Annotated in this window: 24 protein-coding genes; 16 read left to right on the forward strand and 8 right to left on the reverse strand. The window is 62.8% G+C overall.

Annotated features, from left to right (window positions below; all coding sequences use genetic code 11):
• From ACCAA_RS14785 to ACCAA_RS14800, 4 genes are all read right to left on the reverse strand, one after another.
• Positions 1–1149, reverse strand: a complete 1149-nt coding sequence (locus ACCAA_RS14785; RefSeq protein ID WP_186408016.1) for a restriction endonuclease subunit S domain-containing protein — start codon at positions 1147–1149, stop codon at positions 1–3.
• Positions 1150–1213: 64 nt separating this feature from the next.
• On the reverse strand, positions 1214–3040 hold the full coding sequence (locus ACCAA_RS14790; RefSeq protein WP_186408017.1) for a class I SAM-dependent DNA methyltransferase: 1827 nt from the start codon (positions 3038–3040) through the stop codon (positions 1214–1216).
• Between the two features lie 23 nt (positions 3041–3063).
• Entirely contained in the window at positions 3064–5439 is a 2376-nt protein-coding gene (gene hsdR, locus ACCAA_RS14795) for an EcoAI/FtnUII family type I restriction enzme subunit R (RefSeq protein ID WP_186408018.1), read from the reverse strand.
• Positions 5436–6086, reverse strand: a complete 651-nt coding sequence (locus ACCAA_RS14800) for an NUDIX domain-containing protein (RefSeq protein ID WP_186408019.1) — start codon at positions 6084–6086, stop codon at positions 5436–5438. Before ACCAA_RS14800 ends, hsdR begins: the two co-directional genes overlap by 4 nt.
• Positions 6087–6311: 225 nt before the next feature.
• Here ACCAA_RS14800 and ACCAA_RS14805 point away from each other — a divergent pair, with 225 nt between their 5' ends.
• From ACCAA_RS14805 to ACCAA_RS14815, 3 genes are all read left to right on the forward strand, one after another.
• Positions 6312–7190, forward strand: coding sequence for an alpha/beta fold hydrolase (locus ACCAA_RS14805; protein ID WP_186408020.1), 879 nt, complete (start codon positions 6312–6314; stop codon positions 7188–7190).
• 723 nt (positions 7191–7913) lie between these two features.
• Entirely contained in the window at positions 7914–8141 is a 228-nt protein-coding gene (locus ACCAA_RS14810) for a hypothetical protein (RefSeq protein WP_186408021.1), read from the forward strand.
• Positions 8141–8329: a hypothetical protein gene (locus tag ACCAA_RS14815; protein WP_186408022.1), complete on the forward strand. Its 189-nt coding sequence runs from the start codon at positions 8141–8143 to the stop codon at positions 8327–8329. The genes ACCAA_RS14810 and ACCAA_RS14815 overlap by 1 nt, the downstream gene beginning before the upstream one ends.
• 134 nt (positions 8330–8463) lie before the next feature.
• On the opposite strand, the gene ACCAA_RS14820 is transcribed toward ACCAA_RS14815, so the two are convergent.
• On the reverse strand, positions 8464–10056 hold the full coding sequence (locus ACCAA_RS14820; protein ID WP_186408023.1) for a sensor domain-containing diguanylate cyclase: 1593 nt from the start codon (positions 10054–10056) through the stop codon (positions 8464–8466).
• Positions 10057–10364: 308 nt separating this feature from the next.
• Here ACCAA_RS14820 and urtA point away from each other — a divergent pair, with 308 nt between their 5' ends.
• The 13 genes from urtA to ACCAA_RS14885 all read left to right on the forward strand — a co-directional run bounded on the left by urtA (position 10365) and on the right by ACCAA_RS14885 (position 21807).
• The gene (gene urtA / locus ACCAA_RS14825; protein WP_186408024.1) at positions 10365–11633 is read left to right on the forward strand and encodes an urea ABC transporter substrate-binding protein; all 1269 of its coding nucleotides are present in this window, start codon (positions 10365–10367) and stop codon (positions 11631–11633) included.
• 63 nt (positions 11634–11696) lie between these two features.
• Positions 11697–13295, forward strand: a complete 1599-nt coding sequence (gene urtB, locus ACCAA_RS14830; RefSeq protein WP_186408025.1) for an urea ABC transporter permease subunit UrtB — start codon at positions 11697–11699, stop codon at positions 13293–13295.
• Between the two features lie 18 nt (positions 13296–13313).
• The gene (urtC, locus tag ACCAA_RS14835) at positions 13314–14477 is read left to right on the forward strand and encodes an urea ABC transporter permease subunit UrtC (RefSeq protein ID WP_186408026.1); all 1164 of its coding nucleotides are present in this window, start codon (positions 13314–13316) and stop codon (positions 14475–14477) included.
• Complete coding sequence (gene urtD / locus ACCAA_RS14840; protein WP_186408027.1) at positions 14474–15316, forward strand: urea ABC transporter ATP-binding protein UrtD; 843 nt, start codon at positions 14474–14476, stop codon at positions 15314–15316. The genes urtC and urtD overlap by 4 nt, the downstream gene beginning before the upstream one ends.
• Before the next feature lie 131 nt (positions 15317–15447).
• Positions 15448–16140 (forward strand): urea ABC transporter ATP-binding subunit UrtE, encoded by a 693-nt coding sequence (gene urtE, locus ACCAA_RS14845; RefSeq protein ID WP_186408041.1) that lies wholly within the window; start codon positions 15448–15450, stop codon positions 16138–16140.
• Positions 16137–16985, forward strand: coding sequence for an urease accessory protein UreD (locus tag ACCAA_RS14850; RefSeq protein ID WP_186408028.1), 849 nt, complete (start codon positions 16137–16139; stop codon positions 16983–16985). Before urtE ends, ACCAA_RS14850 begins: the two co-directional genes overlap by 4 nt.
• A 17-nt stretch (positions 16986–17002) precedes the next feature.
• The gene (locus tag ACCAA_RS14855; RefSeq protein WP_186408029.1) at positions 17003–17305 is read left to right on the forward strand and encodes an urease subunit gamma; all 303 of its coding nucleotides are present in this window, start codon (positions 17003–17005) and stop codon (positions 17303–17305) included.
• Between the two features lie 11 nt (positions 17306–17316).
• A complete protein-coding gene (locus ACCAA_RS14860) occupies positions 17317–17625 on the forward strand; it encodes an urease subunit beta (protein ID WP_186408030.1) in 309 nt (102 codons plus the stop codon).
• Entirely contained in the window at positions 17622–19337 is a 1716-nt protein-coding gene (ureC, locus tag ACCAA_RS14865) for an urease subunit alpha (protein ID WP_186408031.1), read from the forward strand. The genes ACCAA_RS14860 and ureC overlap by 4 nt, the downstream gene beginning before the upstream one ends.
• 2 nt (positions 19338–19339) lie before the next feature.
• Positions 19340–19876, forward strand: a complete 537-nt coding sequence (gene ureE / locus ACCAA_RS14870; protein ID WP_186408032.1) for an urease accessory protein UreE — start codon at positions 19340–19342, stop codon at positions 19874–19876.
• Entirely contained in the window at positions 19873–20544 is a 672-nt protein-coding gene (locus ACCAA_RS14875) for an urease accessory protein UreF (protein ID WP_186408033.1), read from the forward strand. The genes ureE and ACCAA_RS14875 overlap by 4 nt, the downstream gene beginning before the upstream one ends.
• A 17-nt stretch (positions 20545–20561) precedes the next feature.
• A complete protein-coding gene (gene ureG / locus ACCAA_RS14880; protein ID WP_186408034.1) occupies positions 20562–21173 on the forward strand; it encodes an urease accessory protein UreG in 612 nt (203 codons plus the stop codon).
• A 73-nt stretch (positions 21174–21246) separates the two neighbouring features.
• Complete coding sequence (locus ACCAA_RS14885) at positions 21247–21807, forward strand: Uma2 family endonuclease (RefSeq protein ID WP_186408035.1); 561 nt, start codon at positions 21247–21249, stop codon at positions 21805–21807.
• Between the two features lie 225 nt (positions 21808–22032).
• Here ACCAA_RS14885 and ACCAA_RS14890 read toward each other — a convergent pair whose 3' ends face one another.
• The 3 genes from ACCAA_RS14890 to ACCAA_RS14900 form a co-directional block, all read right to left on the reverse strand.
• On the reverse strand, positions 22033–22908 hold the full coding sequence (locus tag ACCAA_RS14890) for an ADP-polyphosphate phosphotransferase (protein ID WP_186408036.1): 876 nt from the start codon (positions 22906–22908) through the stop codon (positions 22033–22035).
• On the reverse strand, positions 22905–25442 hold the full coding sequence (locus tag ACCAA_RS14895; RefSeq protein WP_186408037.1) for a plasma-membrane proton-efflux P-type ATPase: 2538 nt from the start codon (positions 25440–25442) through the stop codon (positions 22905–22907). Before ACCAA_RS14895 ends, ACCAA_RS14890 begins: the two co-directional genes overlap by 4 nt.
• On the reverse strand, positions 25432–26233 hold an 802-nt coding region (locus ACCAA_RS14900), incomplete at its 5' end, for a cation:proton antiporter domain-containing protein (protein WP_186408038.1). The genes ACCAA_RS14900 and ACCAA_RS14895, both read right to left, overlap by 11 nt.

Below are 26233 nucleotides of genomic sequence, written 5' to 3' on the forward strand. Positions count from 1 at the left end.
TCAGGCTGGCTCGGCAAACACCCGCTCCAGCGTCGCGGGGAGCAGGGCGGCATTGGCCGTGCGGATGGCGGTGTGCTTGGCTTTGAGCGCGGTGACCTCGGCCTGGAGCCGGTCGAAAGCCTGCTGGGTGGGCAGTGGCGGAAGGGGTACTTCAATGGCCATTAGGGCGAGGGCCGTCATTGTCTTGTTTCGTGCAGCCGTCCCTGGCGATGCTGCTTCGATCTTCGCGAACCCTTCCAATGTGGTGAAGTAGTACCAGATGAACCTTGGAACGGTACGTTCGGGAGCGGCCACGCAAGTCAACATCCGATGGTTGCCAACGCAATTGTCGTCCTCGGGTCGTGCAATTGCTATTGCCTGCTCCCAAGCCATGATGTTGCTGAAGATCAGGTCGTTGGTCTTGACCCGATAAATGTCTTGCCAAGAAAAATCCGCGCCGGAAACGGTTCGGCGTTGGAATGTGCCCTTGAAGAAACTCCGTACGCCAAGTTCGGTGTAGCTGGTTTCCGGATCAATCGTGACCTGGCGACGTACCAAAGGCGCCACGTCTGCCATCGTGCGCAGCGGCGCATTGGCAATTGCCGCACGAAATCGTGTAGAGAGCAGCCGTTCGGCGTCGCGTTCGGCGGCGTCGAGATGGTCCTGGAGTTGCCGGGTTTTCTCGGCCAGCGTCTCGAGGCGGGCGACGAGCGCTTGTTGTTCGGCTAGCGGAGGCAAAGCAATCTTCTGATCGAGGAAGCGATCTTCCTTGATACGAACTCGATTGGTCGTGCCCTCGCTTGCCGCCTTGCACAATTCGACGAAGGGTGCCGAGCGAACCAGCCAGCCGATGAAAGCCGCGTCGCATCGCTCAGGATCGCGGAAGGCAAAAGCTGGGAAGTCGTTGCTGACGATGGCTCCGTCCAACTGGGGCGGAATCAGTCCGATAGCGCCATTGCGGGCATCGATTCGGGACAGGATCAGTTGATTGGCCCGTACCACGCGCCGTGCGGATACGACGTCGCTACCGAGCACTTTGCCGCGGCTGACGATCCCCTTACCCCATAACCTGATGGTGACTTCGTGATATTCCGCCATTGGGTCGAGAACGGCGGTTTCATCGGCACGGACGAGCAAGTCGCCCAACGCCGCTTTGGGCCACGTTTTCACTCGTCCCTCTCCACCTGGCCGCCGCCGGGAGGACAAGAGCGCCGCGGGCGCAGCCCGGCGGCGCTCATTGTTCCACCTCATTCACCAGGGCCTCGATTTCGGCCAGCAGGCGCATCACTTCGGCTTCGTGGCCGCGCATGCTGGCGATCAGATCTTTTGGATCGGCGTGTTCGAGCCCGATCCTGGCATGCGGATTCTTGCTGTCGAGGTTGTAGATCGGCCAGTATAGGGCGTCGCCTTGCGCCATCGCCGCTTTGGCGGCGGCCTCGTGCGCCTGCTGCCGGGTCTTCAGTTCGCGCAGGCGGTCCTGCAAGGCCGCTTTCCGGCCGTTGTCGGCGGCAGCGATGGCTTGCTCGGCTGCGCGGATCGGCTTGCCGAGCGCCAGGGCTGCGGTGACTTCAGCCGTTGCGCGCTGCACATGCGGCATGGCGGCGTCGATGGCGGCTGCGCGTCTGGCGGCGAAGTCCACCTTCCACGCTTGCGGGCCTTCCTCGCGGACATTCCACCACGCCAGCACCGGCGCGAACTCCTCGAACTGGAGCGCTGCCGTCTTGCTGTACTTCTTGCGGCCCTCGGGCAAGGGCAGTTCGTAGTACCAGAGGGTATCGGTGGGGCCGCCGCGCTCGAAGAACAGCAGGTTGGCGGGGATGTCGGTATAGGGCGCGAAGACACCTTGCGGCAGGCGGACGATGGTGTGCAGGCGGAATTCGTTGAGCAACTCCTGCTTGATGACGGCACATACCCCGTCGCCGAACAACGTACCGTTGGGAACGACGACGGCGGCGCGGCCGCCGCGTTCGGCGCGTCCGCCACCCGGTAGCGGTGCGCCGGCGACGCGCAGCTTGCGCATGATGTATTGCAGGAAGAGCAGCGCGGTCTCGGCAGTCTGCATGTTCGGCGGAAAGTTGGCCTTGATACCGGCTTCTTCCTCACCGCCGAAGGGCGGGTTGGTGAGGATCACGTCCACCCGTTCGCGGTGGCCGATCTCGATGACGCGCTGTTGGGTCAGCGTGTTGCCGTAGGCGATCTGCGGTGCTTCCAGGCCGTGCAGCAGCAGGTTCATCTGCGCCAGCATGTAGGGCAGCGGCTTGGCTTCCTGTCCGGACAGCGTTTGGCGTTGCAGCGTGCGGCGCTGGTCGGGGGTCTGCACCTGTTCGGCGAGGTGATCATAGGCTTCGACCAGGAAGCCGCCCGTGCCACAGGCCGGGTCGAGCAGTGTTTCGCCCAGACGTGGATCGCTGACCCGCACCATGAAGCGGACGACCGGGCGCGGGGTGTAGAACTCGCCGGAATCGCCGGCTGCGTCGCGCATCTCGCGCAGCATTGACTCGTACAGGTGAGAGAGCGTGTGAATCTGTTCGCTGGCGCCAAAGTGAATGCCGTTGATCTTGTTCACGATGTCGCGCAGCAGGTAGCCGCTGACCATGCGGTTCTGCACGCCCCTGAACACGTTGGCGATCACCTCGCGCTGGCTGCCTTTTTCGCCGCTACCGGCGAGGCTGCGCAGGTAGGCAAACAGCCCCGGGCCGGTGCTGCCGTCGGCGCGGACCGTTTTTTCCTGGTTGATGAAGGCGAGCAGTTCGTCGCCGGTGACGCCATCCTCGCGTGCCGCCCAGTCGCGCCAGCGGTACGGCGCCGTGATGATCGGGTGGTAGGCTTTGCCGTCGAGTTCGGCTTCCTGCTGGTGGACGATTTCGAGGTCGTCGAGGAACTTGAGGAACATCACCCAGGTGAGCAGCGGCAGACGGTCTACGTCGCCATTGAGGCCCTTGTCCTTGCGCAGGATCTGGCGCGCGCTGCCGATCAACGCCGAGAGATTCTCGCGGGTGGTGAGTGGGGTTTTGGCCGCGCGCGGCGCACGGGGTTTCTTTTCACTTGCGGTGGATACCATTGGCTGCGCTTCTCGTGTGCGGTTCATTGGTAGATCGCGGTCTGCAGGTTCGCTACGGCTTCTTTCAGGCCCTTCACGCCGCCGAAATGCCGGCTGGCAATTTCGGCGGGAGAGCCGAAGCCGTCGAAGGGCTGTACCTTCATCAGTTCAGAGAGCCTGCTGAACTGGAGAATGCCGCGCTCGATGTACTCTTCAAGCAGCAAGGCGAGAATTTCGCGCGCGGTGTCGCCGTATTGGCTGAACAAATCCGGCGTGCTGCGGCGCGCCTGCTCGGCGCGTTGGCGACGGGTCAACAACGGCACGTTCCAGGCCAGGTGGCACAGGAGGTCGAAGGGGTCGGCATCGGACTGCTCACTGCTGGCAGCAAGCTCGGCAAAACTGACGCCACGCTCGCTGAGTTCGCGCAAGACTTCGCCGCGGGTGTCCGGGTTGGCCCAGGCGGAGAGCAGGGCTTCCCGCGTCGGGTAGAGCGTGCGCACGGCGCGGCCGGAGTATTCGCTGTAACGCACCACTTGCAGCTTCTTGCCGTCGGTGTCGAGGTCGTACACCAGATGGCCGATGATCTCGACTTCGCCGCCGTCGATATAGAACTTGCGCGCTTCGGCCGGCGGCGCCTCGATGACGATGCCGGTACCGGGGCCGATGCGCTCTTCTTCCGCAGTGCTGTATTCGACGACTGGTATTTCCGGCGTCGTGTCGGTCACACCGAGTTGTTCACCGGCCTCGTCCACCGTGACTTCCTCTATGCGGGCGGGTTCGCCGTCGAAGTCGGGATCGGCAAAGTGGCGGGTAGCGCTGCCGGTGAAGTCGATGATCGTGAAATACGCCTTGCCGTAGTCGAGTTTGAGCCGGGTGCCGCGGCCGATGATCTGCTTGAACTCGGTGGACGAACCCACCACCCGGGCCAATGCCACGTTCTTCACCATCTCGGCATCGACGCCGGTGGTCAGCATTTGCGAAGTGGTGACGATGACCGGCGTCGGCTTGTCCACGTCCTGGAAGTTTGCCAGGTGGTTCCGACCAATCGCGCCTTCATCGCCGGTGACGCGACAGACGTAGTCAGGGTATTGCCTGACCAGATCGCTGTTCAGGTTGAGCAGTTCCTGCCGCATTTCGGCCGCGTGTTCCTGATCGACACAGAACACCATCGTCTTGGCGAAGCGGTCCGTGCCTTTGAGCAAGTCGGACAGGTGGCGGGCGATCGCCCTGGTGCGCGCGCGCAGCGCGACGACACGCTCGAAGTCCCTGGTCTGGTACTCTTCGTCCGGAACCTTGCGTCCATAGCGGTCGAGTTCGTCCTTGCTGGGGCGCCAGCCTGCCGCATCGACGGTGGTGATGACGCGGTGCACGCGGTACGGCGCGAGAAATCCGTCCTCGATGCCCTGCCGCAGGCTGTAGGTGTAGACCGGGTTGCCGAAGTACTCGTAGCTGTCACGCGACTCCTCGCGCAACGGCGTGGCGGTCATGCCGAACTGCACGGCCGGCGCGAAGTAATCGAGCACGGCGCGCCAACTGCTCTCGTCGCGGCTCGACCCGCGGTGGCATTCGTCGATGATGATCAGGTCGAAGAAGTCGGGCCTGTATTGCCTGAAGACGTCTTCACCGGCCGTACTCAAGGCCTGGTAGATGCCGAAGTAGATCTCGCGGCTCTGGCTGACGTCACCGCCAGCGATCTTGTGGCGTGCATCGCCGAAGGGGGAGAACATTCTGGCCATCGGGTCGTCGACCAGGAGGTTGCGGTCGGCGAGGAACAGGATCTTGGGACGACGATACTCACAACTGCGGTTCCAGCGGCTGTTCCACAGCTTCCAGCAGATCTGGAAAGCGATGCAGGTCTTGCCGGTACCTGTGGCGAGCGTGGCCAGAATGCGTTTTTGCCCGAGCAGAATCGCCTCGATGACGCGCTGAATGGCGATCTGCTGGTAATAGCGCGGCACCTTGCCGGAGAGCAGGTTGAAGGGCTCCAGCAGATGCGCGGTCGCGGAGGCCGGCAGTGCGGTCGCAGCGGTCAGGCGGGCGAACAGTTCGGCGGGTGTGGCGTAACGATCAACGATCCCTTCGCTACCGGTGGTGTAGTCGATCTCGATGATCCGCTGGCCATTGGTGGCGTAGGCAAACTTGAGGCCAAGTATCTCGGCGTATTCACGAGCTTGTTGCACGCCGGTTTCGGCAGGCAGGCCGGTTTCCTTGGCTTCAACCACTGCCAGCGGGAAATCACGGCGGTAGTAGAGCAGGTAATCGGCGCGTTTCTGCTGGCCACGACGAACCTGACCGCCGGCCACAATGATGCGCCCGTTGGTGAAGGTTCGCTGCTCGCCAATCGCGTGTGGCGCTGTCGACCAGCCGGCTTCAATCAGCCGGGGGGTGACGAACTCGCGGCAGGTGTCTGCTTCGGTCATGGTGTCGCCACACCTTCTGTCGCGGTCACTGTCTCCCCCTGATTCACGGTGAGCCATCGTTGGCGCACTGTCTGGTGCTGGCGGGCGAACCAGAGGAGGGCGACCAGGGGCCAGGTGGAGTCGGTCTGCCCCTGCTCGGCGAGGCCGATGGCTTCCTCGGCGGCGAGGCGGACGACCCGGATGTCCTCGCCTTCGTCGGCCAGGCCGTGGATGCCGCCAGCGGCGGAACTGTCCACGCGGCCGAGGAAGAGATGGGTGCGCTGCGAGGTCTTCGCCGGGCTGGTGTAGAAGGTGCTGATCGGGATCACTTCGCCCACTGTGCAGCCCGCCTCCTCGAAGGCTTCACGCCGTGCCACCTGCTCCGGGGTTTCGCCCGGTTCGATGAGACCGGCGACGATCTCCAGCAGCCAGGGTCCGCGCGGGTCGTCGCGGGCACCGATGCGGAACTGCTCGATCATCACGAGCTCGTCGCGCTGCGGGTCATAGAGCAGGACGGCGGCAACGTCGCCCTTCTCGATCACCTCGCGCACGATCGGCGCGCTCATGCCGCCGGCGAACAGGCGGTGGCGCAAGCGCAGACGCTCCAGCCGATAGAAACCCTGGTAACAGATCTCGCGCTCGATGATCTCGAGATCACTTTCGCTCATGGACGTCTCCTCGCTGGCCGCAGTTGCTCAAATTTCAACGCTCTCCCGGAAGCGTCTGCGAAAGCCGTCCGGGGCAACAGGAGCCCGGAAAAGTACAGTACGATAGGGATGGATGCTTGCATCGGAATTCCCGTTTCCCGTTCGCTGGCTGAGTGAAGGACAGGAAATCCAACGCCGCCAATGATAACCCATGGGCCATACTGCCCACCTGCGCATAGGTGCACCATGCAGATATCAGCACCCTCCCGCTGTGAGCGGGTGGCGATCAACGGCCTCACCTACAATATCCGCCACTGGGGGGAGGACGATGCACCCCTGCTGCTGATGCTGCACGGCTGGATGGATTCTTCGGCCAGCTTTCAGTTTACCGTCGATGCGCTCAGGCACTCGTGGCACGTGCTGGCGCCAGACTGGCGCGGCTACGGGCAAAGCGAATGGCTGAACCGCGCTTACTGGTTCGCCGACTACTACGCGGACCTAGACGCGCTGCTCGACCGCTACAGCCCCGGCGCACCGGCGAGGATTGTCGGTCACAGCATGGGCGGCGCGGTGGCCAGCATCTACGGCGGCGCCCGGCCCGAGCGGATTGGCGGCCTGTTGATGGTCGATTTTCTCGGCCTGCTGCCCAACGAGGCGCACGAAGCGCCCGGCTGCATCCGCGCCTGGCTGGAGCATTCGCGCGGGGCGCCGAAACTGCGCATCTACGCCAGCCGCGAACAGCTTGCTGCGCGACTCCTGCAGTTCAATGCACGGCTGCTCCCCGAGCGCGCCACGTTTCTCGCCCTGCATTGCGCAATCGAACTGCCCGACGGCCGGTTTGTCGTCGCCTGCGACCCCTGGCACAAAGTGCCTTCGCCCCAGCTCTATCGCGTCGAGGAAGTCATGGCCTGCTGGCGCGCGATGACCGCACCGGTCAGGCTGGTGACGGCCGACGAGGGCTATGTGATGCAGCGCTTCCAGAAGCACCCCGAAGAACTGCAACGGAGAATGGCTTGCTTTGTCAATGGCAGCATCGCCGGCATCGACGATTGCGGGCACAACGTGCAGCACGATCAGCCGGAAAAACTCGCCGCGCTGATCGAATCATTTTTCACCTACCAGTAGAAGCGTCTCCGTCGACGAATAGCGCATCAAAATTGGTCGATTGAGGCAGTATTTCCACTTCTTGTCTTTTTCGAGGTAGTGCTGGAACTGCAGCAGCATCGAGGAAACGCTTGACGTCGGATTTCGGCTTGGTGATGATGCTGACTGCGCCTTCGGCGGGGGTTCCCCGGCGCCGTTACGGGCACGCCATCTCGTTTGGTGGTGCGGGAGCAGTCATTGCACCGCAACTGTATACGCATACAGTTATCTGCCTCTCGAATGCTCGACACGAATCCCCATGTCTACTGCCTGCGTGCCGCCGCTCTGGGAGATGCTCGACGCCACCACAGGCGCTGAGCAGAGCGGCATTCGGATGTGTCTTCAGGAACTCCTGGGACCCAATTCGAGATTGACGCCGCTTAATGGTGGCTCATATACTCCTCAAGGTGCCATTGGATTTCCTATCCTTTCGCAACCCATTTGCCCTGCACGATAGCGAATGGCTAACGGGCATGGACTTGGCTCCACCCCAGATTATGAAAGACGCTGGCCTGCCCGTTTCCCTCACCCCCGACCCCTCTCCCAGAGGGCGAGGGGAGGTTCGTGAGTCGCTGACGCGACTTTCACATTAAAGACGTGGCCAGACTTGTGGGCGACAGGGAACGGCAATCATGGCCACTACGGTAAGAGCGACCGCATCAAGAACTCGAGCAAGGTCGATTCGGGGAACGCCAGGGGAGAATCATGCGCACTGTCGGCTACCGCAAAGAGCGTCCGCTCAGCTTTTCGGCCTCTGCAGCCCTGTTGGCTGAGGGTGCACGTTTCAACGATGAAATCCATCGTCTACCGACCGGCCGCATGACCTTTATCCCGAAGGGTGTCTTCCGCTTCAAGACCCATGCAGACGCCAATCGCCACCAACTGGATTGCCTGGTCGAAGGTATCGCGCAAGCTGCGCTGGCGCGCTCCTGATGGAAGAATACAGCCGACCGGCGACGCTGGAAGACCTCAAGGTCCTGGTCGAGTCCCTGATGGAGGGTCTGCTGCGGACGAAGCAGACGATGCGCGACAAGGACGTGGTCGACCGCATCATTCTGGAGCGGGCGTTGGCAACGTTCCGGAAGCGCGCCAACGACCGAAAACCGGGAGGCGGATCTTGAAGCCTGTTCGCCGCGCTGGGGCGCTGGCCGACGGCGGCCTGTCGCCGGTATTGCCCATCGTCCTCGACCACAACAGCGCGCAGATGCGCTGAGACGCGAAGCGCATCAATCGTGACCGCCGCGCTTCTCTTCTGTCAGCAAGAGCGAACCCTATTGCGGCCGTTTTCCTTGGCCTGATAGAGAGCGGTATCTGCCCGGCGCAACGCTTCTGCCTCATTCTTGTCCATGCCCAGTGCCATCGCGACGCCGATACTTACAGTGACTTGTCCCACCACGGGGAACGATTCCTTGGCAATGGCGCCTCTGACGATCTCGGCAATCGTCAATGCTCCTTCGGCGCTTGGTTCAGAGACGATGGCCAGGAATTCTTCCCCGCCATAGCGGGCAACGAAATCGCTTTCGCGCAATGAGCCTTTGAGCACGCCAGCGAGGTGGCGCAGGACTTGATCGCCTGTTTCGTGACCACAGCTATCGTTGATCTCCTTGAAGTAGTCGATATCCATGAACAGAACGGCATAAGGATTGCCCGACCGCTTCCAGCGGAGAAACTCCAGGCGCAGCCTCTCGTTGGCTGAATTGCGGTTTTGCAGGCCGGTTAGCGTGTCCACCCGGGCCAGTTGTTCGAGTTCCCGATTGGCGGCCAGCAAAGCGGCAGTGCGCTCGGCCAACAATTCCGCCGCCTGACGGATCGCCACGGCGACCTCGGCCGATTCCCGGATATCGACATCGGGAATAGCCACCAACTCCCCCTTGCCCAGAGCGATAGCCGGATCGGTGAGTGCGCGCACCGAGCCGGCTATCTTTTGCGCCGCCAACCACGCCAAAAAGAGCCCAACGACGAGCAAAGTCGCCAGACCAGAAGCCAGCCAGGTCATGGTGTACATCAGATCGCGTTCGAGAAGGTCTCGCGGAATGCCGATACCGACTGTCCAGCCGGTGAGCGATGAGCGGCTCCAGACCGACAAGGTCGGAATGCCTTCCAGTGTGACGGTCTTCATAGAGCCTTCGAGGGATTCGCTGAAGCGTTCGATGAACTCGGCCGTTCCCTTCTGGCCGACGAACTCTTCCGGTGCCAGAGTCCGCGCGGCGATAGTTCCCGTGTGGTCGAATATTGCGGCTATCCAACCCGGCGGAAAGCCCTGTGCGGTGAGGATGGTGTCGAAATCGCCCGGCAACAATCCTGTGCTCAACGCATACTTCACCTTGCCGCCGACGATCACCGGCAGCTCAACGCTCACGATCGGTTTGTTCAGTAGCCCGCCGATGTAAATCCCCGAAATGACCGGTTGGCCAGTCGCAAAGACACGGCGGAGAATTTCCGGATTGCCGTGGCGCGGCAAGGGTTCGCCGCATTCCCGCAGCGTATTGACCAGTTGTTGCCCGCTCTCGTCGCTGAGCACGAAGTTCGTGCCCACTTTGGTCGTTGCGATGACCTCGCGCCCCCAGCGATGGAATCCCGCCAGATCGTTCCGGGCAAGCACACCGGAAGTGGCGAGCGCCTGGCCAGCGGTCTTGGCTCTGAACAACTGGGTATCGACGGACTGAACCATCGCCCGTGCCCTGGCGATCATGTCCCTTTCGAGTTGGGCGCGGCCGTCCAGGTACTCGCGCGAGAACAAGACCGCAACGCCGAGCATTCCCGGCAACAGGCAGGCGAGAACCAGCCACAGGAGCACCGTGCCGATTCGCCAGCGGGAAGTGAAATCGTCTGCCGGAAGGCTCTTCATATGTTCGAGAGCTTACGTCACAAGCGGGGCAAAAAAGGGGTTTCTGTCAGCCTTGCGCACCGATTCTGCCATTTTGAGTTCTTCTCTAACGCACTGCCGTGTGGCCCATCCATTTTGGTGCTCGTCGCTGCAGAGAGCACCAATTCGGTGCCGGCGCTTGGCCGGGAAGCCCCAAGGACCGCGCCTAACCTTGCCAGCGAACTGTTTTGAAGCTGCTTTCAGCCTGCGTCAGGCCTTGGCACGACGCTTGCTTAATGCTCCCCGGAGGAAGATTTCTTCCCGGTTCCCAACCTTCGAGGAGACAACAGATGGTACGTCGCAATTTCATGAAGACCCTTTCGGCAGTCGCCGTTACGGCCGCTTTCGGTCTCAACTCGCTCAGCGCGCTGGCCGCAGAGACGATCAAGGTCGGTATTCTGCACTCCCTGTCGGGGACCATGGCCATTTCCGAGACGGCGCTCAAGGAGACCGTCCTGATGGCTATCGACGAGATCAACAGCAAGGGCGGCGTGCTCGGCAAGAAGCTCGAGCCGGTGGTCGTCGACCCGGCGTCGGACTGGCCGCTGTTCGCCGAAAAGGCGCGACAGTTGCTGAGCAAGGACAAGGTCGCGGTCACTTTCGGCTGCTGGACGTCGGTGTCCAGGAAGTCGGTGCTGCCGGTGTACAAGGAGCTCAACGGCCTGCTGTTCTACCCGGTGCAGTACGAAGGCGAGGAACTCGAGTACAACGTGTTCTACACCGGCGCGGCGCCAAACCAGCAGGCAATCCCGGCCGTCGAGTACCTGATGAGCAAGGACGGCGGTGATGCCAAGCGCTTCGTCCTGCTCGGCACCGACTATATCTATCCGCGTACGACGAACAAGATCCTGCGCGCTTTCCTGAAGTCGAAGGGCGTCGCCGACGCCGACATCATGGAGGAATACACGCCGTTCGGTCACAGCGACTACCAGACGATCATCGCCAAGATCAAGAAATTCTCCAGCGAAGGCAAGAAGACGGCGGTCATTTCGACGATCAATGGCGACTCCAACGTTCCGTTCTACAAGGAACTTGGCAACGCCGGCATCAAGGCGACCGAGGTGCCGGTGGTCGCTTTCTCGGTTGGCGAAGAAGAGCTACGCGGCGTCGATACCAAGCCGCTGGTCGGGCACCTGGCGTCGTGGAACTACTTCATGTCGCTGAAGAATGTCGAGAACGAAAAATTCACCAAGCTGTACCGCGCCTGGGCTGTCAAGCAGAAGCTGCCCAATGCCGCCAAGGCAGTGACCAACGACCCGATGGAGGCCACCTACATCGGCGTCTACATGTGGAAGCAAGCGGTCGAGAAGGCCAAGTCCACCGACGTCGACAAAGTGATCGCGGCGATGGCCGGGCAGACCTTCAAGGCGCCGTCGGGCTTCACGATCAAGATGGACGAGAAGAACCACCATCTGCACAAGCCGGTGTTCATCGGCGAGATCAAGGCTGACGGCCAGTTCAACGTCGTCTGGAAGACGCCTGGGCCGATCAGGGCGCAGCCGTGGAGCCCGTACATTCCGGGTAACGACAAGAAGAAGGACACGCCGGAAGGCAAGTAAGCGTTATTGGGCTGTTATGCGGGTACGGGCGGTACGCCGCCTTTACCCGATCGTGGAGAGAGCATGCGTACCATTGGACTACTGCTGTGCGGCTGGCTCCTGAGCGCTTCGCTGGCCCAGGCAGCGATCGACCCGGCGCTGCTTAAGCCGCTGGCGTCAGACGATTCCGATACCAAGATCGCGGCGATCACGGCGCTGGCGCAGGCCGCACCGGCTGAGGCCCTGCCGGTGCTCAAGGCGCTTGCCGACGATTCGCTGGCTGTCGCCGGCGAGCGGCTGGTCGTCGTCGATGGCGATCGCGTCTTCGACGCGGCGACCAATGCGGAAATCAAGCCGGCACCGGCAGCGCGCGAGGCGATCGGCATCAACAACCGTGTGCGGCGCGAGCTCGCTGCCGCGCTGGCCGCGCTGCGGCTTTTTTCGGACGAGCGCGCGGTGCGCTGGCAGGCCGCACAGGAAGTGACGCTCTCTGCCGACGCGAAGATGCTGCCGCTGCTCGACAAGGCACTGGCTGCCGAAGCCGACCCCGAGATCCGGACGCGACTGCAACTGGCGCATGCCCAGGCCAGTCTCGGTTCGGCTGACGCAGAAGTCCGCCTGGCTGCCGTGCGTACGCTCGGCGAGAGCAGCGACCCCAACGTTCGCCAGTTGCTGATTCCGCTGACCGAGAAGAAAGGCGACAACTGGGTCGATCCGGACAGCGGCGTGCGCGCCGCGGCCGGGACGTCGATACGTTCGATCGAGCAAAGGCTGGCGTGGGCCGACAATCTCGGGCGTGCGTTCACCGGACTTTCGCTGGGTTCGATCCTGCTGCTCGCAGCGCTCGGTCTGGCCATTACCTACGGCGTGATGGGCGTCATCAACATGGCGCACGGCGAACTGCTGATGGTCGGCGCTTACTCGGCGTGGGCCATGCAGAGCGTTTTCCGGGCCTATCTCCCGGGGTCGCTCGACTGGTATCTGCTGGCCGCGATTCCGGTCGGTTTCCTCTCGGCGGCGCTGGTCGGCATCCTCATGGAGCGGATCGTCATCCGCCATCTCTATGGTCGCCCACTGGAAACGCTGCTTGCCACCTGGGGCATTTCGCTGTTCCTGATGCAGGCGGCACGCACGCTGTTCGGCGCCCAGAACGTCGAGGTCGCCAACCCGGTGTGGATGGCCGGTGGCATCGAGGTCATGCCCAACCTGATGCTGCCGTGGAACCGGATCATCATCGTCGCCTTCTCGATCGCTGTGCTGGTCGCCATGTGGGCGATCCTGAATCTCTCGCGGCTGGGGATGTTCGTCCGCGCGGTGACGCAGAACCGGGCGATGGCCGGCTGCGTTGGCGTACCTACCGGGCGCATCGACACCCTGGCCTTTGGCCTCGGCGCCGGAATCGCCGGCCTCGGCGGCGTTGCGCTGTCGCAGATCGCCAACGTCGGCCCGGCCATGGGTCAGGGCTACATCGTCGATTCTTTCATGGTCGTCGTCCTCGGCGGTGTCGGACAGCTCGCCGGTGCGGTCTGGGCGGCACTGGGTCTCGGCGTGTTCACCAAATTCCTCGAAGGCTGGACCGGTGCGGTGGTCGCCAAGATCGTCGTCCTGGTGTTCATCATCATTTTCATCCAGAAGCGTCCGCAGGGGCTGTTTGCCCTCAAGGGCCGCTTCGTCGAATCCTGACCCCGTGGAGAAATGACCATGAGTCCTTCGCCCGCACGCACCCCGTTCATCGTCCGTCTCGGGCGCAGTTTCAACGCCCGCAGTTGGCAGATGGCGGGCTTGTTCGCCGCCTTCGCGCTGATCGCTGTGCCGGTCATGCACCTCGTCCTGCCGCCCGACCATCCGCTGTACTTGTCGACCTACTTCATCACCCTGACCGGCAAGATCCTCTGCTACGCGATCGTCGCCGTGGCAATGGACCTGATCTGGGGGTATGGCGGCATTCTCTCGCTCGGTCACGGGCTGTTCTTCGCCCTCGGCGGCTACACCTTCGGCATGTACCTGATGCGCCAGATCGGCCGTGACGGCAGTTACCAGAGCGACCTGCCAGACTTCATGGTCTTCCTCGACTGGAAGGAACTGCCCTGGTTCTGGGCCGGCAGCGACAACTTCCTGTGGGTCGTGCTGCTGGTCCTCGTCGTGCCGGCGCTGATCGCCTTCATCTTCGGCTATTTCGCTTTTCGCTCGCGGATCAAGGGCGTCTATTTTTCGATCATCACGCAGGCGCTGACCTACGCCGCGATGCTGCTTTTCTTCCGCAACGAAACCGGCTTCGGTGGCAACAACGGCTTCACCGACTTCAAGCGCATTCTCGGCTATTCGATCACCGCGCCGGAAACCCGCGTCGTCCTCTTCGGTCTGTCGGCGCTGGCGTTGATCGGAACGCTGCTGCTGGCGCGCTTCCTGGTGACCTCGAAATACGGCCGCATCCTGACGGCGATTCGCGACGCCGAGTCGCGGGTCATGTTCATCGGCTACAACCCACTGTGGTACAAGCTTTTCGTGTGGACGCTTTCGGCCATGCTGTGCGCCATCGCCGGCGCGCTCTATGTGCCGCAGGTGGGAATCATCAACCCGTCCGAGATGTCGGTCGGCACCTCGATCGAGATCGCCATCTGGGTAGCCGTCGGTGGGCGTGGGACGCTGATCGGCGCGGTCATCGGCGCCTTTGTCGTCAATCTGGCCAAGAGCTGGTTTACGGTGAGCTTTCCCGAATACTGGCTGTTCTTCCTTGGTACGCTGTTCATCGTCGCCACGCTGTATCTGCCGCAGGGCATCGTCGGCCTGTGGGTCAAGTTGCGCCAGCGGGCCCGCCGCGGCGGTGACGATCTGGCTGCCGAGGCCAAAGGAGCGAGCGCATGAAGCCGGTGGACCTGCTGCTGGAGAACGACGAAAACCCCGACTGGGACAGCGGTACAGCCGAACTCGGGCACATGCTCAAACCAGGCGAGCTCGACCTGTCGCACAAGGTCATCCTCTACCTCGAAGACATTACGGTCAGCTTTGACGGCTTTCGCGCACTCAACAAGCTGTCGCTGACCATCGATGCCGGTGAGCTGCGCTGCATCATCGGGCCGAACGGCGCCGGCAAGACGACGATGATGGATGTGATTACCGGCAAGACGCGGCCCGACGAAGGGACCGTCTTTTTCGGCCAGACGCTCGATCTGACGCGGCTCACCGAGCCCGAGATCGCGCACGCCGGCATCGGCCGCAAGTTCCAGAAGCCGACCATCTTCGAAAATCACACCGTGTTCGAGAATCTCGAGCTGGCGATGAAGACCGACAAGCGCGTCTGGCGCAGCCTGATGGCGATGCTCGATTCGGCAGCCGGCGACCGGATTGCCGAGACGCTGCAACTGATTCGTCTCGGCGCGCAGGCTGATCGGCTTGCCGGGCTGCTCTCGCATGGCCAGAAGCAATGGCTGGAGATCGGCATGCTGCTGATGCAGGAGCCCAAGCTGCTGCTGCTCGACGAGCCGGTGGCCGGCATGACCGACGAAGAGACCGAGCGCACCGGCGAACTTTTCATTTCACTGGCCGGCAAGCATTCGCTGGTCGTCGTCGAGCACGACATGGCTTTCGTCAAGCAGCTCGGCGGCCGCGTCACGGTGCTCCACGAAGGCAGCGTGCTGGCCGAGGGAGCGCTCGAGGAAGTGCAGGGCGATGCGCGCGTGATCGAAGTCTATCTGGGGCGCTAACGGTCATGGCTACTGCACACACCTCCGATGATGAAAGCCATGACCGTTTCCCTCTCCCCCCGGCCCCTCTCCCGCAAGCGGGCGAGGGGAGGATCGTGAGTCGCCTGCGCGACTTTGACCACAAATCGACAATGCTGAACATCGAAAACCTGAACCAGTACTACGGCGGCAGCCACATCCTGCGCAACCTGAGCTTTACCGCCGAGGCAGGCAAGGTGACCGCCATCCTCGGCCGCAACGGCGTCGGCAAATCGACGCTGCTCAAGTCGCTGATGGGGCTGCTGCCGACGAAGAGCGGCTCGATCCAGTTTGCCGGCCGCGACCTGACGCGAGCGGCGTCGCACCAGCGCGTCAAGGCCGGCATAGGCTACGTTCCGCAGGGGCGCGAAATCTTCCCGCGTCTGACGGTGCAGGAAAACCTGTTGATGGGGCTGGCCGCGTGTCCCGGCAGCACGCCGGTTCCCGAGCGGATTTTCGAGATGTTTCCGGTGTTGCGGCAGATGTTGCGCCGGCGTGGCGGCGACCTTTCCGGCGGCCAGCAGCAGCAACTGGCGATCGGGCGGGCGCTGGCCATGGGGCCGAAGCTGCTGATCCTCGACGAACCGACCGAAGGCATCCAGCCGTCGATCATCAAGGACATCGAGCGCGCCATCCGGGCGCTCGCGCAAAGCGGCGAAATGGCCATTCTGCTCGTCGAACAGTATTATGATTTCGCCCGTTCGCTGGCTGATCAGTACCTGGTCATGGAGCGGGGCGAAATCATCATGCGCGGACGAGGTGAAGACATGGAAAAGGATGGGGTTCTGGCGGCCCTGGCCGTTTGACGGCAGCGCAGGCGGTCGAGGCAGCAACCGGCTGGCAGGCGCGACTCGCGGTCGGCTTCGAGCGCCGGGGCGAACAGACTGTGCGGGCACAGTGCGAGCATTTCGGGCCGCTGCGCGTGCAGAGGTCTCTTTACCCGGAAGGCCCGCAAGTCTGCCAGACGATCGTCCTGCACCCGCCGGGAGGCATTGCCGGTGGTGACCGTCTCGATATCGTCGTCGCCGCGGCAGCCGGCGCACGTGCGCAATTGACGACGCCCGGCGCCGGCAAGTGGTATCGTTCGGGCGGTCGGCTGGCGCAACAGTCGTTGACGGTGCGCGTTGCCGAGGCCGCCGTCGTCGAGTGGTTGCCGCAGGAGACGATCGTCTTCGACGGAGCGGAAGCCCGCATGCAGACGCGCGTCGAGCTGGCCGCAGGGGGTGTGTTCTGCGGCTGGGAGATCCTCTGCCTGGGGCGAACCGCTGCCGGCGAGCGCTTTACCTACGGCCGGCTCGATCTGGCGACGCGGATCGAAAGCGCAGGGCGGCCGCTGTGGGTCGAACGGGGGCGGCTCACTGGCGGCTCGTCGTGGCTGGCTGCCGCAGCCGGTCTGGCCGGCCAACCGGTCAGCGCGACGCTGCTGCTCGCCGGCCGGGTGGTCGATCGCCACTGGCTCGCGGCCTGCCGTGATCTGGTCGCGCCAGAAGGAGTGTTGACCGGCGTCACGACGCTGCCCGAGGTGCTGGTTGCCCGCTGCCTGGCACCTGGAGTCGAGGTCGCGCGCCAGTGGTTGATCGAAGTGTGGAAAGTGCTGCGCCCGGCGGCGCTCGGCAGGGTGGCCGTTCCGCCGCGCATCTGGAGTACGTGAATCGCTGAGGGATGTGCATGGAACTGACGCCGAGAGAGAAGGACAAGCTGCTGATCTTTACCGCCGCGCTGCTCGCCGAGAGACGCCGCGCGCGTGGCCTGAAGCTCAACTACCCGGAAGCGGTGGCGCTGATCAGCGCGGCGATCGTCGAAGGTGCCCGCGACGGGCGTACGGTCGCCGAACTGATGAGCTATGGCACGACGCTGCTCGGCCGTGACGACGTGATGGAAGGCGTGCCGGAGATGATTCACGACATTCAGGTCGAAGCGACGTTCCCCGACGGAACCAAGCTGGTCACCGTCCATCATCCGATCATCTGAGGAGGCGAGCGATGATTCCCGGAGAGATGCACATCGAGCCCGGCGAGATCGAGCTCAACGCCGGTCGCCAGACGATCCGGCTGACCGTTGCCAACACCGGCGACCGGCCGATCCAGGTCGGTTCGCACTATCACTTTGCCGAAACCAATACCGCGCTGGTTTTCGACCGGGCTACGGCGCGTGGTTTCCGGCTCGACATCGCGGCGGGAACGGCGGTGCGCTTCGAGCCGGGGCAGACGCGCAGCGTGCAACTGGTGGCGCTGGCCGGCGAACGCCGGGTCTATGGCTTCAATGGCCTGGTGATGGGAGCGCTGCAATGAGCGTCAGGATCTCGCGGCAAGCCTACGCCGAGATGTTCGGCCCGACCGTCGGCGACCGTGTCCGCCTGGCCGACACCGAACTGTGGATCGCCGTCGAGGACGATCTCACGATCTACGGCGAGGAGGTCAAGTTCGGCGGCGGCAAAGTCATCCGCGACGGCATGGGGCAGGGCCAGAAACCCGCTGCCGAAGTCGCCGACACGGTGATCACCAACGCGCTGATCGTCGACCACTGGGGAATCGTCAAGGCCGACATCGCCATCAAGGGCGGCTACATCGCCGGTATCGGCAAGGCCGGCAACCCCGACATCCAGCCCGGCGTGACGATTGCCATCGGCGGGGCAACCGAGATCATCGCCGGCGAAGGAATGATCGTCACCGCCGGCGGCATCGACAGCCACATCCATTTCATCTGTCCGCAACAGATCGACGAAGCGCTGATGTCGGGGATCACGACCATGCTCGGCGGCGGTACCGGCCCGGCGACCGGTACCTATGCCACCACCTGTACGCCAGGGCCGTGGCACCTTCACCGCATGCTCGAAGCCGCCGAAGCGTTTCCGATGAACCTCGGCTTCCTCGGCAAGGGCAACGTTTCGCTGCCGGAACCCTTGCGCGAGCAGGTGCGCGCCGGAGCGATTGGCCTGAAGCTGCACGAAGACTGGGGGACGACTCCGGCAGCGATCGACAACTGCCTGACGGTGGCCGACGAAATGGACGTGCAGGTGGCCATCCATACCGACACGCTCAATGAATCGGGCTTTGTCGAAACGACGCTCGCCGCCTTCAAGGGCCGAACGATCCATACCTTCCACACCGAAGGCGCCGGCGGTGGCCACGCACCCGACATCCTGCGCGCCGTCGGCGAGAGCAACGTCCTGCCCTCGTCGACCAACCCGACGCGGCCGTACACGGTGAACACCGTCGACGAGCACCTCGACATGCTGATGGTCTGCCATCACCTCGATCCGGCGATTGCCGAGGACGTCGCTTTCGCCGAAAGCCGCATCCGCCGCGAGACGATCGCCGCCGAAGACATCCTGCACGACCTCGGTGCGCTGTCGATGATGTCTTCCGATTCGCAGGCCATGGGCCGCGTCGGCGAAGTCATCATCCGGACGTGGCAGACGGCGCACAAGATGAAGGTCCAGCGCGGGCACCTGGCGGAGTTGGCGGGGCAGCACGCGACCGCGAACGACAACTTCCGCGTCAAGCGCTACCTCGCCAAATACACCATCAACCCGGCCATCACGCACGGCATCAGCCACCTTGTCGGCTCGATCGAGGTCGGCAAGCTCGCCGACCTGGTGCTGTGGAAACCGGCTTTCTTCGGCGTCAAGCCCTCCTTGATCGTCAAGGGCGGCATGATTGCCGCTGCGGCGATGGGCGACGCCAACGCCTCGATCCCGACACCACAGCCGGTCCATTACCGGCCGATGTTCGGCGCCTTCGGGCGCGCGCTCAAGACCTCGGTCACTTTCGTCTCACAGGCGGCGCTCGACAACCCCGAGATCGCCGCGCTGCAGTTGAGCAAGCCGCTGGTCGCCGTTCGCCGCACGCGGGGGCTGGCCAAGTCGGCTATGGTCCATAACGGCGCGACGCCGAAGATCGACGTTGATCCGGAAACCTACGCCGTGCGGGCCGACGGCGAGTTGCTCGTCTGTGAACCGGCGAGCGTCCTGCCGATGGCGCAACGCTACTTTCTTTTCTGAAAATGTTCTTTGCCGAATCCTTTGCTGATCGCGAGACACAAGCCACTGAGTACCTGGTGCTGCCTTACGACGCACGCCGCAAAAGCCGACAGCGAGTGACTCTCGCCAGTGGCGAGGAAATGGGCTACGTTTTTCCGGCCGGCACCGTGCTGCGCCAGGGCGACCGCCTGCTGAGCGGCGACGGTCGCGTCGTCGAGGTCGTTGCCGCTCCCGAAGCGCTGCTCGAAGTGCGCGCCGGCGATACCTTTCAGCTCATCCGCGCCGCCTACCATCTCGGCAACCGGCACGTTCCGGTGCAGCTCGGCGAGCGTTTTCTGCGCTTCCAGCCTGATCACGTCCTCGCCGAGATGCTCGTCGGCCTCGGTTGCGCGGTCAGCGAGGTCGAGGCGCCTTTCGATCCCGAAGGGGGGGCCTACGGCGCACATGCCCACGGGCGAAACCACGATTACCGGCCGGCGCGCGGCGGATCGTCCACCGATGGCCACGCTCCCGGCCATGGTCCGCACCGCTCGCCGGCGAAGATCCACGAGTTCAAATGAGTCTCGCCTTGCCTCGCCTGCTGCAGTTAGCCAGCCCGGCGTTGCCGGTCGGCGCCTACACTTATTCGCAAGGCCTCGAATGGGCGGTGGAATTGGGCGTGGTGCGCGATCAGGCGACCGCGCTACAGTGGATCGCCGGCCTCCTCGAAGAAGGCATCGGCCGCTTCGAAGCGCCGCTCACCGCCTGCCTGCAGCGCGCGTGGGCCGTTAGCGACCAGAGCGAAGTCGAGCGCCTCAACGCCGAGTTTCTTGCCAGCCGCGAGTCATCCGAATTGCGCGCCGAGACCGTGCAGATGGGCTATTCGCTGCGCCGCCTGCTGCACGATCTCGACGATTTTCCGCGACCGCCGGCCTTCGCTGCGCTGCCCGAAGTATCCTTTCCGGCCGCGTGGGCGCTGGCTGCCGCGGTCTGGGAGATTCCGGTAGCGGACTCACTGATTGCCTATCTGTGGTCCTGGTGCGAGAACCAGGTGATGGCCGCGTTGAAAGCCATCCCCCTTGGTCAGGCAGCCGGGCAGCGGGCGCTACTGGTGCTCGGTGGCCGCATTCCGGCGCTTGTGCAGCAGGCGCTCGATCTTCCCGAAGCGGACTGGAGCAACTTCGCTCCCGGTCTCGCGCTGGCCTCGAGTCGCCATGAAACGCAGTATTCGAGACTCTTCCGTTCGTGAAAGAAAGCCACCGACCAATGAACCGACGACCCGCCCTGCGCATCGGCATCGGAGGCCCCGTCGGCTCCGGCAAGACCGCGCTCACGCTCGCCCTGTGCCTCGCCCTGCGCGACAGGTACAGCCTCGGCGTGGTGACCAACGACATCTACACCGCCGAGGACGCGAAGTTCCTGGTCCACAATGCTGCGTTGCCGCAGGAGCGGATTCTCGGCGTAGAGACCGGCGGTTGCCCGCACACCGCGATCCGCGAGGATGCCTCGATCAACCTCGAAGCCGTCGACCGCTTGACCACCGCCTTCCCGGATATCGAGATCGTCCTCGTCGAATCCGGCGGCGACAATCTCGCAGCGACCTTCAGCCCCGAACTCTCGGATCTCACGATCTACGTCATCGACGTTGCCGCTGGCGACAAGATCCCGCGCAAGGGAGGACCGGGGATCACCAAGTCCGACCTGCTGGTGATCAACAAGACCGATCTGGCACCGCTGGTCGGCGCTTCGCTGGCAGTGATGGAGCGCGATAGCAGGCGGATGCGTGGCGAGCGGCCGTTTGTTTTCAGCAACATGAAGACCGGACAGGGGCTGAACGAGATCATTGCTTTCATTGTGTCGAATGGGTTGTTGTGCTAAAGAGCAGGCAAGTCTGCCCCTGATGGCAGATGCGGTTCGCAGTCAGCCCGAGTGCACAAAGCGGAGAAAGGCCATGGCGCTACCTGTCGGAGTTCCCATCCTCAGCCCCGAGGAGTACCTGCGCTGGGAAACCACTCAGCCGGAAAAGCACGAATATGTCGGCGGAGAAGTGTTCGCCATGGGCGGTGCTTCAAGACGGCATGTGACGATTGCTGGCAACCTGTTCGCAGCGCTCGACGAAACCCTGTTGGGCACGCCGTGCCGCGTCTACATGGCTGACATGAAAGTCGAGATCGCCGCAAAGAGCAGTTTCTTCTACCCGGATGTCTTCGTGACCTGCCATCCGGATGACCATCGCGCTGAACTGGCCATGCACCATCCGGTGCTGGTCGCCGAAGTCCTTTCCCCATCGACCGCCGCCTACGATCGCGGCGACAAGTTCATCGCCTACCGTCGCCTGCCGCCCCTGAAGGAATACCTGCTGATCGACCCCGACCAGCAACAGCTTGAGCTTTTTCGCAAAGGTTCAGACGGTCTGTGGGTATTGCACGATTTTGCCCCCGGCCAAACGCTGCAACTGGCAAGCGTGGAGGCCATGATTTCGTGGGAACGTTTGTTTCGTAATGTGGATTGAGGGCTTCTGAGTCGTACGGATCGGTAAGAACAAAAGGGGTGGCCTGACCTCCATGTCGCACACCTGCTTGACCAGATCGGCAGGAGCGCCTACGCGTGAGCGTGGCGATCTGGCGCATTGCGGTCGCGTCGTGCCACGCCGCATCCCCCAAGCGACTCACCTGAACGGGCTTGGCGCAGAGAACACCGGTGGCCGCTACATCGCGGGGTCGTGCGCATTGATTCGTTAGGATTCCTTCAAAAGTTGCTGGCGGATCGCCAACAATTCGTTGCGGCGCGTTGCATCGGTTTCCGGGTAGTTCATCTTGAGCCCCTTGAATGCCTCCAGGACGACTTGAGAGACGATTAGCCGAGCATTTTTCTTATCGTCAGCGGGGACGATGTACCAAGGGGCGACCTCGCTGCTGGTTGCGCTCAGACAGTCCTCGTAGGCGAGCGTATATTGATCCCAGTATTTTCTTTCCTCGATGTCTGCGACACTGAATTTCCAGTTCTTGTTGGGGTCATCGATGCGTTTTAGGAAGCGCTTGCACTGTTCCTCCTTCGACAAGTGCAGGAAGAACTTGATGGTCCGCGTACCGTTTCGATAGAGGTGATTCTCCAGGTCCACAATCGACCGATATCGTTCCTGCCAGATCGTTTTTTCGTCAAGCACGCCGTCCGGCAGCCGTTGGCTGAGCAATATCTCCGGATGCACGCGAACGATCAGTACCTCCTCGTAGTAGGAGCGATTGAAGATGCCAATGCGGCCGCGTTCCGGCAGCGATTGCGTGGTGCGCCAGAGAAAGTCATGGTCCAGTTCCGTAGCGCTCGGATGTTTGAAGCTGAATACCTGGCAGCCCTGCGGATTGACGCCAGACATGACGTGCCGGATGGCGCCATCCTTGCCCGCCGCATCCATCGCCTGAAAGATCAGCAGTACCGCATGTCGGTTGGATGCGTAGTGCAGTTTTTGCAGAGCACTCAACTCATCGACATGTTTCCGGAGAAGTTTCCGATATTTCGATTTCGACTTGTAGAAAGGCTTGATCAGCGTTGGCCACTTTTTCAGGTCGACCGCTTTTCCTTCCGGCACCCGAAAGTCCTTGAGATGAAATTTCATTGGCATCCTTTTTGAATTGAAATCGACGTTGCTTGAACCACAGACTTCTTGTCCAACAGCGGCGCAGCGTCTGGATCGAACACTCGATACGCAAGCAGTTTCATGCGGTCGCTGACCAGGAACCAAGCGAAGGCGTAGCCCCAGACGAACAGCGCCCAGCCCCAGCCCAGCGGCGTCATGAACACACCGTAAACCGCGATCAGGGTGGCCACGATTTGCGTGCCGAGCACCGCCATCCACAAGATTCGTGCCGGGCGGATGGACCAGAACGGGCCGCGCGTTCGCGTCAGGAAGATCGTCAGATGACCAGCCACGGAGAGCATCAGATACATCAGGGTCTGGAGATGAGGGTGATCGAGGTTATAAACTCGATCAGCCAGGTAGAACAGACCAAATGCTGCCAGAGGTCCGACGATACCCAGCACCGAAGAAACACCCAGGACCATGTGCATGTTCCAAGCCTCAGGCTGATCCTTGTAGCGCACGTTATCGTAAGCAATGGACAGAATTGCGCCATCGTTGAGCAAGGCCAGCATGACGATCATCACTGCGGTCATCGGGTAGAAATTGAACACCAGAATTGATAATGTCATGAACAACAGCACGCGCAACGTCTCGGTGATGCGGTAGATCGCGTAACTGTTCATTCGCTGGAAGATGTTCCGGCTCTCCTTGATCGCGTCGATGATCACCGACAGGCCAGGCGTCATCAGCACGATGTCCGCCGCCGCGCGCGCCGCGTCTGTCGCGCCGGAAACGGCGATGCCGCAGTCGGCCTTCTTCAGCGCGGGTGCATCGTTGACCCCGTCGCCCGTCATGCCGACGATATGGCCGCGCTGCTGCAGGACATCGATGATGTGGTACTTGTGTTCGGGGAATACCTGGGCGAAACCATCCGCCTGCTCGATGGACTCCGCCAACTGCGCGGTCTCGTGATGCCTGGTGTCGCCGAAGCCGCTGGCATCGAGGATATTCGTGCCCAGCCCTAGTTTCTTGGCGGTTTCCTGGGCAATGGCCAAGGCATCGCCGGTCACCATCTTGACGCTGACGCCCATCGCGCGTGCAGTCGCGATGGTCGCCCTGGCCTGCTCGCGTCGCGGATCGAACAGCGGCAGGACGCCGACAAACTGCCACCCGCCATCCTGATCGGCCCGTGCCACGCCCAATGAACGGAAGCCCCGCGCGGCAAATTCGTTGACCGCCGTTTCGACGGCAGGCTTCACCTCCGCGGCATTGGCCGACAGTTCCAGAATCACCTGTGGTGCGCCCTTGGTGACCTTGAACTCTTTTCCGTCGACGCCTTTGACGGTGGCCTCGGTGCGTTTATGGACCGGGTCGAATGGCTGGAAATGAAGTACCTGATAGCCCTTCAATGCCTGATCGTCTTTCAGGCCGCCGAGGACAGCGAGGTCGATGGTGTCCTGGTTGTCGGCACGAGAGGCGAGCGCAGCGTTGAGGATGACCTGCCCGGCGGGCACCTTGTTGACCGCAAAAGGATCGCCCAGGGTCAGTTTATTCTGGGTCAGGGTACCGGTCTTGTCCGAGCACAGTACGTCCACACCCGCCAATTCCTCGATGGCTGCCAGCCGGGTCACGATCGCCTCTTTCCTGGCCAGCAGGCGCGCCCCGACCGCCATGGTGACCGACAGTACTGTCGGCATCGCCACTGGAATCGCGGCCACCGTCAAGACCAGGGCGAACTGCAGCGTGGTGAGGATCGGGTCGCCACGGAACACCGCGACGGTGATGATCACTGCCACCAGCGCCACCGCAAGGATGATCAGGTAGTTGCCGATCTTCAGCACCGCGCGCTGGAAATGGCTGGCCGTCTGCGCGCCCTGCACCAGTTTCGCCGTCTTGCCGAAGTAGGTGTTGTCGCCCGTGGCGTACACCAGCGCGTCGATTTCGCCGGTGCGAATGATCGAACCGGAGAACAGCGCGTCGCCGGATTGGTGCGTAACGGGCAAGGACTCGCCGGTCAGCGCTGACTGGTCCACTTCTACCGGGTCGCCGTCCAGCAGGCGTGCATCGGCCGGCACGATGTTGCCCAGGCGCAGATGGATGGTGTCGCCCGGCACCAGCTCACGCGCCTCCCGGCTGGCCCACTGGCCATCGCGCTTGACCTGGGCCTTGCTTGCCAGCTTGGCCTTCAGCGCGGCGATGGCGTTACCCGCCTGGTGCTCCTCCCAGAAGCCGACCACGGCGTTGGCCACGAGCAGCACGAGGATGATGCCGAAATCCGGCCAATGTTGGGCGACCGCAGAAAGGATCACCGCCACTTCGATCATCCACGGGATCGGACCCCAGAAATACGAGAGAAATTTCAGGAAGGCGTTGGTTTCCTTTTCTTCGATCTCGTTCGGCCCGTATTGGGCCAGACGTTTCTCCGCCTCGGCCTGGCTGAGACCGTCCGGCGACGATGCCAATTTCTTCTCCACCTCCGTCAGAGGTAGGGATTTCAGATCATCCTGCGCATCGGGCTTCGGCCCAGGTTTCGCTACTGGCACCCTGGATTGGGCGGTGTTAGCTTCCATGAGATGACTTAACGGTAGCCGTCGGGCCGCTGGTCATCCGAATGACCCGGCCCACCGTCATGCCCTGGACAAGGATCGAGAACACAACCACGAAGTAAGTGAGCGTCAGTATCAGGCTGCGCGAGTCGTTGGCCGGCAGCGACAGCGCCATGGCCACGGATATGCCTCCGCGCAAACCGCCCCAGGTGAGGACCGCAATCGCACCTTTCGCCTGCGTCGTCACGCGACCGAGCGGACCAACGATTGCGGCGACGCTCAGCCAGCGCGCCGACAGGACGATCGGTATGGCGAGGGCGCCGGCCATCAGCCATTCGCGTTTGAGTGGCAACACGAGGAGTTCCAGTCCGATCAGGAGAAAGAGCACGACGTTGAGAATCTCATCGACCAGTTCCCAGAAGGTGTCGACGTGTTCGCGGGTCTTCTCCGACATGGCGAATGCACGGCCCCGATTGCCGACGAACAGACCGGCGACCACGACGGCGATCGGCGCGGACAGATGCAGGGCGTCGGCCAGCGCGTAGACCCCCATGGCCAGGGCGAGCGTGAGCAGGACTTCGACCTGGTAGTTGTCGACGCGCTTGAGCATCTGGTAGGTCACGATTCCGGCCGCCAATGCCAACACCAAAGCTCCGCCCACTTCCTTGAGCAGCAACATGCCCACCGCGCCGACATCGAACGGCAGCGGCGCGGCAGCGACCCAGTGGGCGCCGTCCAGGCCGGACAGTTGCAGGTGTTGCCGGCGGAGTAAATCCGCATAAATCTGGCGGCAGTAATTGGCGGCGAGAAGGGCA

It is taken from the genome of Candidatus Accumulibacter aalborgensis (genome assembly GCF_900089955.1).
GTDB lineage: Bacteria > Pseudomonadota > Gammaproteobacteria > Burkholderiales > Rhodocyclaceae > Accumulibacter > Accumulibacter aalborgensis.